The sequence below is a fragment of the Asanoa sp. NPDC049573 genome (genome assembly GCF_040676615.1).
Lineage (GTDB): Bacteria > Actinomycetota > Actinomycetes > Mycobacteriales > Micromonosporaceae > Asanoa.
Genome location: NZ_JBFAPI010000012.1, coordinates 48199 through 61224, shown reverse-complemented (window position 1 = coordinate 61224; position 13026 = coordinate 48199). Strand labels below are relative to the sequence as shown.

General features: G+C 73.1%; 13 protein-coding genes and 1 riboswitch. Of the genes, 9 read left to right on the top strand and 4 right to left on the bottom strand.

Annotated features, from left to right (window positions below):
• The first annotated feature begins 48 nt into the window (after positions 1–48).
• From def to AB0J74_RS24940, 3 genes are read left to right on the top strand one after another with little or no spacing between them, the layout of a single operon-like run.
• Positions 49–603 (top strand): peptide deformylase, encoded by a 555-nt coding sequence (gene def / locus AB0J74_RS24950; RefSeq protein WP_363451876.1) that lies wholly within the window; start codon positions 49–51, stop codon positions 601–603.
• On the top strand, positions 603–1529 hold the full coding sequence (gene fmt, locus AB0J74_RS24945; protein WP_363451874.1) for a methionyl-tRNA formyltransferase: 927 nt from the start codon (positions 603–605) through the stop codon (positions 1527–1529). Before def ends, fmt begins: the two co-directional genes overlap by 1 nt.
• Positions 1526–3205: a transcription antitermination factor NusB gene (locus AB0J74_RS24940; protein WP_363451872.1), complete on the top strand. Its 1680-nt coding sequence runs from the start codon at positions 1526–1528 to the stop codon at positions 3203–3205. Before fmt ends, AB0J74_RS24940 begins: the two co-directional genes overlap by 4 nt.
• On the opposite strand, the gene AB0J74_RS24935 is transcribed toward AB0J74_RS24940, so the two are convergent.
• Positions 3198–4082 (bottom strand): septum formation family protein, encoded by an 885-nt coding sequence (locus AB0J74_RS24935; RefSeq protein ID WP_363451870.1) that lies wholly within the window; start codon positions 4080–4082, stop codon positions 3198–3200. The genes AB0J74_RS24940 and AB0J74_RS24935 overlap by 8 nt on opposite strands.
• A gap of 74 nt (positions 4083–4156) precedes the next feature.
• On the opposite strand from AB0J74_RS24935, the gene rpe reads away from it, so the two are divergent.
• The 6 genes from rpe to ribH all read left to right on the top strand — a co-directional run bounded on the left by rpe (position 4157) and on the right by ribH (position 9574).
• Complete coding sequence (gene rpe / locus AB0J74_RS24930; RefSeq protein ID WP_363451868.1) at positions 4157–4837, top strand: ribulose-phosphate 3-epimerase; 681 nt, start codon at positions 4157–4159, stop codon at positions 4835–4837.
• Positions 4837–5814 carry a response regulator gene (locus AB0J74_RS24925; RefSeq protein WP_363451866.1) on the top strand — a complete coding sequence of 326 codons (978 nt, stop codon included), beginning with the start codon at positions 4837–4839 and terminating at the stop codon, positions 5812–5814. The genes rpe and AB0J74_RS24925 overlap by 1 nt, the downstream gene beginning before the upstream one ends.
• An 89-nt stretch (positions 5815–5903) precedes the next feature.
• Positions 5904–6077, top strand: a riboswitch (FMN riboswitch).
• 131 nt (positions 6078–6208) lie between these two features.
• Entirely contained in the window at positions 6209–7276 is a 1068-nt protein-coding gene (gene ribD, locus AB0J74_RS24920) for a bifunctional diaminohydroxyphosphoribosylaminopyrimidine deaminase/5-amino-6-(5-phosphoribosylamino)uracil reductase RibD (RefSeq protein ID WP_363451864.1), read from the top strand.
• Between the two features lie 5 nt (positions 7277–7281).
• The gene (locus tag AB0J74_RS24915; RefSeq protein WP_363451862.1) at positions 7282–7878 is read left to right on the top strand and encodes a riboflavin synthase; all 597 of its coding nucleotides are present in this window, start codon (positions 7282–7284) and stop codon (positions 7876–7878) included.
• On the top strand, positions 7875–9107 hold the full coding sequence (locus AB0J74_RS24910) for a bifunctional 3,4-dihydroxy-2-butanone-4-phosphate synthase/GTP cyclohydrolase II (protein ID WP_363451860.1): 1233 nt from the start codon (positions 7875–7877) through the stop codon (positions 9105–9107). The genes AB0J74_RS24915 and AB0J74_RS24910 overlap by 4 nt, the downstream gene beginning before the upstream one ends.
• Complete coding sequence (gene ribH / locus AB0J74_RS24905) at positions 9107–9574, top strand: 6,7-dimethyl-8-ribityllumazine synthase (RefSeq protein ID WP_363451858.1); 468 nt, start codon at positions 9107–9109, stop codon at positions 9572–9574. The genes AB0J74_RS24910 and ribH overlap by 1 nt, the downstream gene beginning before the upstream one ends.
• Here ribH and AB0J74_RS24900 read toward each other — a convergent pair.
• The 3 genes from AB0J74_RS24900 to AB0J74_RS24890 all read right to left on the bottom strand — a co-directional run bounded on the left by AB0J74_RS24900 (position 9571) and on the right by AB0J74_RS24890 (position 12998).
• Positions 9571–11265: an MOSC and FAD-binding oxidoreductase domain-containing protein gene (locus AB0J74_RS24900; RefSeq protein WP_363451856.1), complete on the bottom strand. Its 1695-nt coding sequence runs from the start codon at positions 11263–11265 to the stop codon at positions 9571–9573. The two genes, ribH and AB0J74_RS24900, sit on opposite strands and share 4 nt — an antisense overlap.
• A 137-nt stretch (positions 11266–11402) precedes the next feature.
• Entirely contained in the window at positions 11403–12119 is a 717-nt protein-coding gene (locus AB0J74_RS24895) for an SDR family oxidoreductase (protein WP_363451854.1), read from the bottom strand.
• A gap of 15 nt (positions 12120–12134) precedes the next feature.
• Positions 12135–12998, bottom strand: a complete 864-nt coding sequence (locus AB0J74_RS24890) for a DUF427 domain-containing protein (RefSeq protein WP_363451852.1) — start codon at positions 12996–12998, stop codon at positions 12135–12137.
• Between the last annotated feature and the right edge of the window lie 28 nt (positions 12999–13026).

Genomic DNA, 13026 nt, shown 5'->3' with positions numbered 1-13026 from the left:
GTAGACTTGTCGGGATTCCGCGCGAGCGATCCGAACGAGGAGTTCCACGTGACCGTCCAGCCCATCCGCCTGTTCGGCGATCCGGTGCTGCGCACCCCCGCCGACCAGGTCGTCGACTTCGACGCTGAGCTGCGCAAGCTGGTCGCCGACCTGGTCGAGACCATGCAGGAGCAGTCCGGGGCCGGGCTCGCCGCGCCGCAGCTCGGCGTGGGCCTGCGGGTGTTCGCCTTCGACGTCGACGACGTCGTCGGGCACATCGTCAACCCGCAGGTCAGCTTCCCCGACGAGGAGGAGCAGGACGGTCCCGAGGGGTGCCTGTCGATTCCCGGGATCTACGTCGACACCAAGCGGCGGATGAACGTGGTCGCCACCGGCTTCAACCAGTGGGGTGACCCGATCAAGCTGGTCGGCACCGGCCTGATGGCGCGCTGCGTGCAGCACGAGACCGACCACCTCGACGGGGTGCTCTTCCTCGACCGGCTCGACAGCGAGGCCCGCAAAGAGGCGATGAGGGAAATCCGGCAGGCCGAGTGGTACGACGCCGGCGCCCCACCGGTCGTCAAGACCAGCCCGCACGCCTTCGGCCTGGGCGGGGCGCGCTGATGCGGCTGGTCTTCGCCGGCACGCCGGCGGTCGCGCTGCCCGCGCTCGACGCCATCGCGGCGTCCTCCCACGAGCTGCTGGCCGTGGTCACCCGGCCCGACGCGCCCGCCGGCCGCGGCCGCAACCTCGTCCGCTCGCCCGCCGGGGCGTGGGCCGACGAGCACGGCGTCGAGGTGCTGACGCCGGCCAGGCCGCGCGAGCCCGAGTTCCAGGAGCGGCTGCGCGACCTGGCACCCGACTGCGTGCCGGTGGTGGCCTACGGCGCCCTGGTGCCGCCCGCCGCGCTGGAGATCCCTCGGCACGGGTGGGTCAACCTGCACTTCTCGCTGCTGCCGGCCTGGCGCGGCGCCGCACCGGTGCAGCACGCGGTGCTGCACGGTGACGAGATCACCGGAGCCAGCGTGTTCCAACTCGAAGCGGGCCTCGACACCGGCCCGGTCTACGGCACGCTGACCGACGAGATCCGGCCCACCGACACCTCCGGCGACCTGCTGGAGCGGTTGTCCGAGTCGGGCGCCGGGCTGCTGGTCGCGGTGCTCGACGCGATCGAGGCGGGCACCGCGCGGGCCGAACCGCAGCCACCCGAGGGGGTGAGCCTCGCGCCCAAGCTGACCGTCGACGACGCCCAGGTGCGCTGGGACGAGCCGTCGTTCGCCGTCGACCGCCGGATCCGGGCCTGCACGCCCGCGCCCGGCGCGTGGACCACGTTCCGTGAAGACCGGGTCAAGCTGGGCCCGGTGCGGCCCGTCGCCAACGGCCCCGCGCTCAAACCGGGCGACCTGCTGGTCGACCGCACCGGGGTGCTGGTCGGCACGGCCACCACGCCGGTCGCGCTGGGCGAGGTGCGGGCCGCGGGCAAGCGGGCCATGCCGGCCGCCGACTGGGCACGCGGCGTCCGCGTCGAGTCCAGCGAGCGGTTCGCGTGAGCGCCTACGTGCGCGGCCCGGACCGCGGTGGCGCGGAGCAGGGCGCGTCTGACCGCGGTGGCGCGGAGCGGGGCGGCCCGGACCGCGGAGCCGCGGAGCGGGGCGGCCCGGACCGCGGTGGCGCGGAGCAGGGCGCGTCTGGCCGCGGTGGCGCGGAGCGGGGTGGCTCGGGCCGCGGTGGCACAGACCGGGGTGGTGCCGGGCGCGGTGGCTCGGATCGGGGTGGCGCCGGGCGCGGTGGCTCAGACCGCGGTGCCGGGCGGGGTGGCTGGGATCGTGGCGGCCGGGAACGTGGGGGACCGGCCCGGGGCCGGGACGCCGTCGACCCGGCGCGGCAGGCCGCCTATGACGCGGTCGCGGCGGTGCACCGCGACGACGCGTACGCCAACCTGGTCCTGCCCGGCATGCTCCGGGACCGCGACCTGCGCGGCCGGGACGCGGCGTTCGCGACCGAACTGACCTACGGCACGCTGCGCTCGCGCGGCACCATCGACGCGATCCTGACCGTGGCCGCCGGCCGCGAGGTCGACCGGATCGACCCGCCGGCCCGCGACGCGCTGCGGCTCGGTGTCTACCAGGTCCTCTACACCCGGGTGCCGTCGCACGCGGCCGTGTCGTCCACCGTCGACCTGGTCAAGGCCGTCGCGCCGGGCGCCGCCGGCTTCGCCAACGCGGTGCTCCGCGAGGTGGCCGGCCGCGACCTCGACGCCTGGATCGAGCAGGTGGCGCCGGCGCCGGAGACCGACCCGATCGGTCACCTCTCGCTGGCCTACAGCCACCCACAGTGGATCGTCCGGGCGTTCCAGGAGGCGCTCGGCGGTGACGTCGACGAGACCACCCGGCTGCTGATCGAAGACAACCAGGCGCCGGCCGTGCACCTGTGCGTCCGGCCCGGCCGCGCCGACGCGGTCGAGTTGGCCGACGAAGTCGGCGGTGCGCCGGGCGCCTTCTCGCCCTACGCGGTCTACCTGCCCGGCGGCGCACCCGGCGACCTGGCCGCGATCCGCGACGGCCGGGCACACGTGCAGGACGAGGGCTCCCAACTCGTCGCCGCCGCGCTGGCCGACGCGCCGGTCGAGGGCACCGACACGCGCTGGCTCGACCTGTGTGCCGGCCCCGGCGGCAAGGCCGGCCTGCTGGCCGCGCTCGCCGCGCAACGCGGCGCCCACCTGACCGCGGTCGAGGTGACCGCGCACCGGGCCGGCCTGGTCTCCCAGGCGGTGGCCGGCTTCCCGGCGACCGTGCTGCACACCGACGGCCGCACCGTCGGCCGCGACCCGGACCTGCCCGAGGAGGGTTTCGACCGGGTGCTGGTCGACGCGCCGTGCACCGGCCTGGGCGCGCTGCGCCGCCGCCCGGAGGCCCGCTGGCGCCGCCAGCCCAGCGACCTGCCGCCGCTGACCCGGCTGCAACGCGAGTTGCTGACCGCGGCCCTGCGCGCGGTCCGCCCGGGCGGGGTGGTCGGCTACGTGACCTGCTCGCCGCACACCGTCGAGACCCACGTCTCGGTCACCGAGGGCACCCGCCGCTCCGACATCGCCGTCGACTTCGTCGACGCCCGCCCGCTGCTGCCCGCCGGCATGCCGGGGCTGGGCACCGGCCCCACCGTGCAGTTGTGGCCGCACCGCCACGGCACCGACGCGATGTTCCTGGCGGTGCTCCGGCGGACTAGTTGACCGGCAGCAGGCCGGTGCCGCCGTTCTTGATGGAGCGGGTGAAGGTGCGGCCGCTGTCCCAGGAGAAGCACTTCACGCCGCGGTTGCCCTGGTCCCACTCGGCGGTGGTGGGGTAGTAGTAGATCGTGCCGGTGCGGGCCGGCAGGTTGCCGTCCTTGGGCAGCTTGGCGTAGGTCGCGACGATGTCGAGACAGGCCTTGTGGATCGTCTCCTCGTCGTCGAGGAACGACTTGTAGGACTTCTCCGGCGCGGCGTAGACGCCGACGAACTCGCTGCGGTGCGACTTGGTGCAGGCGATGGCGACCATCTCCTGCACCACCTCCTTCGCGATCTTCGGCGTGAAGCAGCCGTATCGCAGCGCCGACGGCTTGGTCAGCGCGCCCTTCAGCGAGCCGTCGCGCGACGCCATGCTGTTGTCGTCGAGGGAGCGGGTCTCGGCGAGGTCGCAGCGGAACCAGCGGGAGCCGCCCTGCCACGCCTCGGGCGCCGGCAGCACCAGGCCCAAGTTGAGCCGGGCGCTGCGCCAGTCGCCACCGAGGAAGGCGGTGGCCTTCGCGCCGCATTCGGCGTACGCCGTCTGATAGCTCTTCTCGCCCGGTGCGGGTGGCTTGCCGCCCGTGCCGTCGAACGCTCCGACGTGGACCGTCTCGGTCACGTGGGTGGTGGCGCAGTCGACCGGCGCGTAGGCGGCCAGGTAGCCGGACTCGACCGCCGACGTGTGACAGACCTCGTTGTCGGGGACGAACGGCTTGGGCTCGCTCATCGGCCGCCAGTCGTCGCTGATGTCGCCGTCGACGCCGGCCGGGTTGCTGCCGCAGCCGGTCAACGCCAGGCTTGCCAGGAGGCCCGCGAGGCCCAGAGCCCACCCGCGTCGCATCCGCTCATCCCTCCCCAGGGCCGGGTTGAGGGCAACCCTACGGGGAACGGGCCCGGCTTCGTACACTGGCCCGTGTGACCCGACCGTCGCCGATCGTGGCGCCCAGCATCCTCGCGGCTGACTTCGCCCATCTCGCTGACGAGGTACGCCTCGTCGAGCCCGAGGCGGACTGGTTGCACATCGACGTCATGGACAACCATTTCGTGCCCAACCTGACAATTGGGTTGCCGGTCGTCCAGAGCCTGCGCCCGATCACGCAGCTGCCGTTCGACGTGCACCTGATGATCGACGAGCCGCGGCGCTGGGCACCGGCCTACGCCGACGCCGGCGCCTACAACGTCACCTTCCACGTCGAGGCCTGCGACAACCCGGTCGCGCTGGCCAAGGACCTGCGCGCGGCCGGCGCCAAGGCCGGCCTGGCGATCGACCGCGACACGCCGATCGAGCCCTACCTCGACCTGCTGCCCAGCTTCGACACGCTGCTGGTGATGACCATCAAGGCCGGCTTCGGCGGCCAGCGGTTCCTGCCCGAGTTGCTGGAAAAGGTGCGGCAGGCCCGCACCGCCCGGGAGAGCGGCCACCTCGAGTTGCGCATCGAGGTCGACGGCGGGATCGCCGACGACACCATCGAGCAGGCGGCGCAGGCCGGCGCCGACGCGTTCGTCGCGGGCACCGCGGTCTACGGCGCCGACGACCCCGCCGCCGCCATCCGCCGGTTGCGTGCCCTCGCCGCCAGCGGCGTGGTCGGGCCCTGATGAGCGAACGCACCGAGGTCGCGCTCGAGACCGCCAACCGGCTCGGTCTCATCCTGATCGTCGACGACGACGAAGACATCGCCCGGTTCGTCGGCATCAGCCTCAAGCTGCACGGCTTCGAGGTCATGCACGCCCGCGACGGTGTCGAGGCGCTGGAACTGATCGAGCGGATCAAGCCCGACCTGTGCGTGGTCGACCTGATGATGCCGCGGATCGACGGTGTCGAGCTGACCCGGCGGCTGCGCGCCGACCCGATGACGGCCGCGCTGCCGATCATCATGCTGACCGCGAAGGGCCTGACCGTCGACAAGGTCTTCGGCCTGACCGCGGGCGCCGACGACTACATGGTCAAGCCGTTCGACACCTCCGAACTGGTCGCCCGGGTCGAGTCGACGCTGCGCCGCAACCGCGAATACCGCGAGGTCTCGCCGTTGACCGGGTTGCCGGGCAACACCCGGATCGGCCGCGAGATCACCGACCGGGTGCGCAGCGGCGCCGACTACGCGGTCGCCTACATCGACATCGACCGGTTCAAGAGCGTCAACGACGTCTACGGCTTCGGCCGCGGCGACGAGTTCATCAGCGCGCTGGCCCGCAGCCTGCACCGGGCGGTCACCGTCGCCGGCATGCCGCCCGCGTTCCTCGGCCACATCGGTGGCGACGACTTCGTGATCGTCTGCGCGCCGCACCAGGTGCGCCCGCTGTCCGAGAAGGCCGTGCTCGACTTCGAGAAGACCACCGACGGGTTGTACGACGAGCGCGACGCCGCCCGTGGCTACGTCGAGGTGCGCGACCGGCGCAACAACATCCAGCGGGCCGCCCTGGTGACGCTTTCGATCGGGGTGGCGCTGTCCAGCGGCGAGCGGCGGTTCACCGACCCTCGCGAGATCATCGCGCTGGCCAACGAGATGAAGGGCGTGGCCAAGAGCCAGCCCGGCTCCTACGTGGCCGTCGACCGCAGGCTCGCCGCCGGTTGACCGGTTTGCCCGATTCTCGGGCGCGGTGTGAGGTAGGTCGCCTCACGATCGCTGATCCGCGGATTGCGTGTAAGACTTAAGTACCCACCACGCGCTGGCGGGACTCGGTGAAATTCCGAACCGGCGGTGATCCGGGGGCCTGGCCCCTCGGTAAGCCCGCGACCCGGTCGAGAACCTTTCGACCGGTGGACCTGGTGAGAATCCGGGGCCGACGGTTGGGCGCCCTCGCGGCACCCAGACAGTCCGGATGGGAGACAGCGCGAGGGCGGACGGCCGCGCCATTGTCGGTGGCGCCGTCGTCGGGACGGTCGGCCGTTGCCGTCGTTCCGAGCCCCCTCATGCATGCCTCCTTTCGCCCGCGCCGCGTGACCACGGCGAACGGGAAGGAACGGGCATGGCGAGCGGCGGCGTCTCCATCGACGAGGCGATGCGACGCGCGATTGCGCTGGGCGCACGCGGGCTGGGCACCACCAGCCCCAACCCGGTCGTGGGTTGCGTGCTGCTCGACGCCGACGGCGAGGTGGTCGGCGAGGGATTCCACGCGTACGCCGGCGGGCCACACGCCGAGATCGTCGCGCTCGCGCAGGCCGGCAACCGGGCCCGCGGCGGCACCGCGATCGTCACCCTGGAGCCCTGCAACCACACCGGCCGCACCGGCCCCTGCACCCGCGCCCTGATCAACGCGGGCGTGGCCAAGGTGGTCGTCGGCGTCGCCGACCCTGACCCGGTCGCCCGGGGCGGCGCCGAGACGCTGCGGGCCGCCGGCGTCGAGGTGCGGATGGGCGTCCGCGAAGACGAGGCCGAGGCCGGCAACATCGCCTGGCTGACCAGCGTGCGGCGGGGCTGGCCCTACCTGATCTGGAAGTACGCCGCGACCCTCGACGGGCGGTCCGCCGCGGCCGACGGCACCAGCATGTGGATCACTTCCGAGGCCGCCCGGATCGACGTGCACGGGCTGCGCTGCGCCAGCGACGCGGTCATGGTCGGCGTCGGCACCGTGCTCGCCGACGACCCCCGCCTGACGGCCCGCAACCTGCGCGACGGCTCGCTGGCGATCCGGCAGCCGCTGCGGGTCGTGGTCGACAGCAACGGGCGTACCCCCGCCGATGCCAAGGTCCGCGACAACGCGGCCCCCACCTGGGTGGCGACCGCAGCCGAGGTCGGCACCGGTCCGGACGGGAAGGTCGACCTCCAGGCGCTGCTCGCCGCCCTGCACGTGCGCGGCGTCCGCTCGGTGCTGCTGGAGGGCGGCCCGAAGCTGGCCGGCGCGTTCCTCGCCGCCGGCCTGGTCGACAAGGTGGTCGGCTACGTCGCGCCGAAGCTGCTCGGCGCCGGCCCGTCGGCGCTCGCCGACGCCGGCGTCTCCACCATCGCCGAGGTCATCGACCTCGACCTCACCGATGTCACGCGGGTCGGCCCTGACCTGCGGTTCACCGCTGTGCCACGCAAGAAGGAGGGCTGACCCGCATGTTCACCGGCATCATCGAGGAGCTCGGCGACATGGTCGGCTGGACGGCGACCGGCGACGACTCCGGCCTGATCGCCATCCGCGGCAAGACCGTCGTCGACGACCTCAAGCACGGCGACTCGATCTCGGTCAACGGCGTCTGCCTGACCGCGGTCGAGATCTCCGCCGACGGGTTCACCGCCGACGTGATGGGCGAGACGCTGCGCCGCACGTCGCTCGGCGAGCTCGAGCCCGGCGACCCGGTCAACCTGGAGCGGGCCGCCCGGCTCGACAGCCGGCTCGGCGGCCACCTGGTGCAGGGGCACGTCGACGGCGTCGCCCGGATCATCGCGCGGGAGCCCGCCGAGCAGTGGACGACCGTGCGGTTCGAGCTGCCGCCGGCGATCCGGCGGTACGTGGTGGAGAAGGGTTCGATCACCGTCGACGGTGTGTCGCTGACGGTCATGGAGGCCGGTGACGACACGTTCGCGGTCGGGCTGATCCCGACCACGCTCGCGCTCACCACGCTCGGTCACAAGCAGGTCGGCGACCTGGTCAACCTCGAGGTCGACATCATCGCCAAGTATGTGGAGCGACTTCTTGGGGAGAGGTCATGACGCTGTCAACTGTCGAAGAGGCCGTCGCGGCGATCGCCGCGGGCCGGCCGGTCGTGGTCGTCGACGACGAAGACCGCGAGAACGAGGGCGACCTGATCTTCGCCGCCGAGCTGGCGACGCCGGAGCTGCTCGCGTTCATGGTCCGCTACACGTCGGGCTACATCTGCGCGCCGCTCGTGGAGGCCGACGCCGACCGGCTCGAGCTGCCGCCGATGTACCACACCAACCAGGACCGCCGCGGCACCGCCTACACGGTGACGGTTGACGCCCGCGAGGGCGTCAGCACCGGCATCTCGGCCGCCGACCGGGCACACACGATCCGGTTGCTGGCCTCGGCCGACACGACCGCGAGCGACCTCTCGCGCCCCGGGCACGTGGTGCCGTTGCGGGCCAAGGCGGGCGGCGTGCTGCGCCGGCCCGGCCACACCGAGGCCGCGATCGACCTGGCCGAGCTCGCCGGCCTGCGCCCGGCCGGGGTGCTCTGCGAGCTGGTCAACGACGACGGCACGATGATGCGGCTGCCCGACCTGACGACGTTCGCGGCCGAGCACGACCTGCCGCTGATCTCGATCGCCGACCTGATCGCCTACCGGCGGCACCACGAGAAGCAGGTCGAGCGGGTCGTCGAGACGCGCATCCCGACCGAGCACGGCGTGTTCACCGCGGTGGGCTACCGGGCCGCGCACGACGGCGCCGAGCACGTGGCCCTGGTCTACGGCGACCTCGGTGCCGGCGACGACGTGCTGGTGCGGGTGCACTCCGAGTGCCTCACCGGCGACGTGCTGGGCTCGCTGCGCTGCGACTGCGGCCCGCAGCTGCACGCCGCGCTGGCCCGGGTGGCCAGCGAGGGCCGGGGCGTGGTGCTCTACATGCGCGGCCACGAGGGCCGGGGCATCGGCCTGCTGCACAAGCTGCAGGCCTACCAGCTCCAGGACCTGGGCCGCGACACCGTCGACGCCAACCTCGACCTGGGGCTGCCGGCCGACGCCCGTGACTACGGCACCGGCGCGCAGATCCTCTACGACCTGGGCGTGCGCTCGATGCGGCTGCTGACCAACAACCCGGCCAAGCGGGCCGGCCTCGAGGGCTACGGGCTGACCATCACCGGCCGCGAGGGCCTGCCGATCCGCCCACACCCGGAGAACGTCCGCTACCTGCGGACCAAGCGCGACCGAATGGGACACCTGCTCGACGCTCTCGATGACGTCGAACTCGCGGAGGGATTCTGATGGCTGGTTTCGGCGAACCCGCGGTGGCCACCGTCGACGCCTCGGGGCTGACGGTCGGCATCGTGGCGGCCCGCTGGCACGCCGAGCTGACCGACCACATGGTCGACCGCGCGGTGGCGGCGGCCAAGGCGTCGGCGGTGGCCGACGTGGCGGTGGCCCGGGTGGCCGGCTCGGTGGAGATCCCGGTGGTCGCGCAGGCGCTGGCGCGCAAATACGACGTCGTCGTCGCGCTGGGCGTGGTCATCCGGGGCTCGACGGCCCACTTCGACTACGTGTGTCAGTCGGTGACGGAGGGCCTGACCCGGGTCGCGCTCGACTCGGGCAAGCCGGTCGCGCACGGCGTGCTCACCGTCAACACGCTGGAGCAGGCCCAGGACCGCGCCGGCCTGCCCGGCTCCGCGGAAGACAAGGGCTACGCCGCGACCCTGGCCGCACTCGACGCCGCCCTGGCCATCCGCGCGATCTAGAGGTCGAGCACCACCGCGTCCTTCGGGCGCGAGCAGCAGATCAACGCGTCACCCGGGCCCGGTGGTTCCAGCGGGTCCGGGTCGTAGTCGATGTCGCCGGAGAGCAGCGCGGTCTCGCAGGTGTGGCAGACGCCGGTCCGGCACGACCAGCGGGTCGGCACGTCGCACGACTCGGCCAGTTCCAGCAGCGAGCCCCGCTCGTCGTTCCACGGGACGGTCAGGCCGCTGCGGGCGAAGGTGACCGCCGGGCCGGTGCCGGGCGGGCCCTCCGGCGGGTGCGGCTTGCGCCGCTGCGCGTCGGTCACGCCGGGGTTGATCGCCGAGCGGGAGGCGAACAGTTCGGTGCGTACCCGATCGGGTTTCATGCCCTGGTCGATCAGCCCGGCCCGGATCTCGTCCATGAAGGACTCCGGGCCGCACACGTAGGCGTCCGCGTTCAGCGGCGGTTTCAGCGCCGCGAGCGCGGCCGGTGTCAGCCGGTTCTCCACGGAGTAGAAGACGTGCTCGTGGGCGTGCGGCAGGCTGGCCAGCAGATTGTGCACCTCCTCGACGAAGGCGTGCTGGCTCCGGTCGTGGGTGGTGTGGATCCACCAGATCTCGCGCGGATCGTGGTCGGCGGCCAGCCGGTGGAGCATCGCCAGCACCGGCGTCACCCCGATCCCACCCGAGATCAACAGGATCGGGTCGGTGCCGTCGGCGAGCACGAACTCGCCGCGGGCCGAGGCCACGTCGAGCGTCGCGCCGACGCCCAGGGAAGCCTGAAGGTAGGGGCTGACCAGGCCGTGCGACTCGCTCTTCACGCTGATCCGGTAGGCCCGCGGGTCAGAGTCGGACAGCGAATAGGACCGCACCGGGGCGGGGCTGCCCGCGGGTGCGACCCGCAACGTCAGGTACTGGCCGGCCTTCGGCGGTGGTAGCGGGCGGTCGTCGGTCGGCACCAGGTAGATCGACGTGACGGTCGCCGACTCCGGGACCAGGCGGTCGACCCGCAGCGGCCGGAAGCCGCGCCACGCCGGCTCCTGCCCGACCGGGATCGGCGCCAGCCCGCCGCCGCCGGCCAGCACCTCGTGGAACGACGCCACCCAGCCGGGGCTGAGGGCCGGGATGTCGAGCGCGTCGCGGATCCGGCCGTGGTCGGGGTGCGGCAGGTAGAGCAGGGCGTCGATCTCGGCAACCGACACCTCGTGGGGGCCGACCCGGGTGCGGACGATCTCGTCGCCGGCGCCGACCTCGCCCTCGGTGATCACCCGCAGGTAGAACCCGGGCCGGTGGTGGCCGACCAGCAGCGCCGGCAGTTGCGGCTCGCCGAGCCGCAGGCCGACCCGGAAGCAGGTGACCCGCGGCTGGGTGACCTCGAACTCGGCGTCACCGATCCGGTAGCGGTCACCGATGTGCACCTCGTCGTCGGGCAGGCCGTCGACGGTGAAGTTCTCCCCGAACGCGCCGTAGCCGCCGAGGTCCTTCGAGAAATGCTTCGCCCAGTGTGCGTACGAGTCGGTCTGGTAGACCAGCACCGCCCGCATCTCACCGCCGTGGCCGTTCTTGTCGCCCTGGCCGTCACCGTCGATGTTGAGCCGGCGGACCATCCGGCGCCCGTCGACCGGGCTCTTCCACACTCCGGTGTAGACGGTGTGCCCCTGCCACGGGACGTTCTTCGGCATCCCGACGTTGAGCGAGAGCAGGGTCGCCATGGTCATCCTTCCGTCGCGGGAGCAGCCGGCGCCACCAGCCGCCTTCCCCGGGCCGGCCGAGGTATACCGGCGGCACCGGGCCGACCGCCGGCGTCACCGCGGCCGGACCGGTCGGGAGTCGCCTCTCGTCACACATGTCACACCAGCGGCTCTCCGCCGTCGATGCCCAGCGACACCCCGGTCAGGAAGGTGTTGGTGAGGGCGAAGACGGCGGCGTCGGCCACATCCTGCGGCGTGCCCACGCGGCGGGCCGGGTTGGCCGCGCCCCGGGTGGCGAACAGCGCGGCCTTCCTCTCGGCGCCGAGCGCGTCGTAGGCGCCGCTGTCGACCGTGCCGGGGGAGATCGCGTTGACCCGGATCGGCGCGAGTTCCACCGACAGCGAGCGGATGACGGCGTCGACGGCGCCGTTGGTGGCCGCGACGGCGAGCATGCCGGCGGCCGGCTTGACCGCGGTCGCGCCGGAGAAGAACAGGAACGAGCCGTCGGCCGGCATCCGGCTCGCGAAGTGCTTGGCCAGCAGGATCGCGCCGACCGCCTTGGTGCGCAGCGACAGTGTCACCACGTCGGGGTCGAGGTCGCCGACGGCGCCACGGGCCCGGGCCGAGGCGGTGGAGACGACGTGGTCGACGCCGCCCAGCCGCTCGGCCAGTGCCGTGACGCTGGCCTCGTCGGTCACGTCGACCGATTCGGGCACGATGCCCGGGTCGTCGTAGGCGTCGGCGAGCGCGGCGGCGTCCCGCCCGGCCGCGACCACGGACCCGCCGGCGTCGCGGACGGCGACGGTGATGGCGCGGGCGATCCCGCCGGGCCGCCCGATCACCAGGACGGTCCGTTCCTTCAGGGTGGCGGTCATGGTCGTGCTCCTCTCCTATGTGGACTTCAGGATCTCGGCCGGGTCCAGGCCGCGGTCGACGCCGTGCGGGATCACGGTCTGCCCCGGTTCCAGGGCCAGCCGCTTGCCGTCGAGCATCACCTCGATCAGGTCGGGCTCGAACGAGACCATCCCGTCGACGAGCCGCACCTCCGGCCAGGCCTCGCGGTAGGACCAGGCCGCTCGGCGGTGCGAGCCGATGTCGTAATAGCTGGCGAGCCCCTTGTAGGGACAGAAGGTCTGCCCTTCGACGGGGTGGAGCGCGCCCGGGTCGACGTCGGCGCGGGGCACGTACCAGCGCGGCGCGAAGCCCGACTCGTAGAGCGCCAGCGGCCGTCGCGTGTCGGCGACCACCCGGTCGCCGTCGCGCACCATCAGCCGCCGCGAGGTCCGCCGGATGTCGATCCGGTGGTAGGGGTCGGCGGCGTGCCCGACGATCCGCTCGTCCTCCTCGAAGAACGCGTCCATCGCCCGCCACGCGAACGCCACCCGATCGCGCAGTTCGCCGGCGTGCTCGGGGAGGTCGACGAACCGCCACGCGGCCCGGGGCGCGAACTGGTCGCCGCCGTGCACCGTGTACCAGCCCGTCGGGCCCAGGTCGTGGTGCGGTGTCACCCGCTCGGTCGGCTCCAGCACGCCGCCCGCGACCGCGGCCAGCGGGAAGTAGGCCACCGGATAGCGGGCCGGTTCGTGCAGCAGCACGACCTCGTCGCTGTCGGCGATCCAGTCGCCGCCGAACCGCACCCGCATCCGCCGGCGCAGTGGCTCGGCGAACAGCAGCCGCGGCGGCAGCGGATCGGGAGTCAGGAACCGGCCGGCCGGCTCGGCCGAGAGCGGGCCCTGCTGCCATCCGAGTCCCATCGGGTATCTCCCTCCGGCGCTAATGGAT

Coding starts and splice junctions, on each gene's coding strand:
- fmt (WP_363451874.1), top strand. CDS start 603: ATGCGGCTGGTCTTCGCCGGCACGCCGGCGGTCGCGCTGCCCGCGCTC.
- AB0J74_RS24935 (WP_363451870.1), bottom strand. CDS start 4,082: ATGCGACGCGGGTGGGCTCTGGGCCTCGCGGGCCTCCTGGCAAGCCTG.
- AB0J74_RS24925 (WP_363451866.1), top strand. CDS start 4,837: ATGAGCGAACGCACCGAGGTCGCGCTCGAGACCGCCAACCGGCTCGGT.
- ribD (WP_363451864.1), top strand. CDS start 6,209: ATGGCGAGCGGCGGCGTCTCCATCGACGAGGCGATGCGACGCGCGATT.
- AB0J74_RS24915 (WP_363451862.1), top strand. CDS start 7,282: ATGTTCACCGGCATCATCGAGGAGCTCGGCGACATGGTCGGCTGGACG.
- AB0J74_RS24910 (WP_363451860.1), top strand. CDS start 7,875: ATGACGCTGTCAACTGTCGAAGAGGCCGTCGCGGCGATCGCCGCGGGC.
- ribH (WP_363451858.1), top strand. CDS start 9,107: ATGGCTGGTTTCGGCGAACCCGCGGTGGCCACCGTCGACGCCTCGGGG.
- AB0J74_RS24900 (WP_363451856.1), bottom strand. CDS start 11,265: ATGGCGACCCTGCTCTCGCTCAACGTCGGGATGCCGAAGAACGTCCCG.
- AB0J74_RS24895 (WP_363451854.1), bottom strand. CDS start 12,119: ATGACCGCCACCCTGAAGGAACGGACCGTCCTGGTGATCGGGCGGCCC.
- AB0J74_RS24890 (WP_363451852.1), bottom strand. CDS start 12,998: ATGGGACTCGGATGGCAGCAGGGCCCGCTCTCGGCCGAGCCGGCCGGC.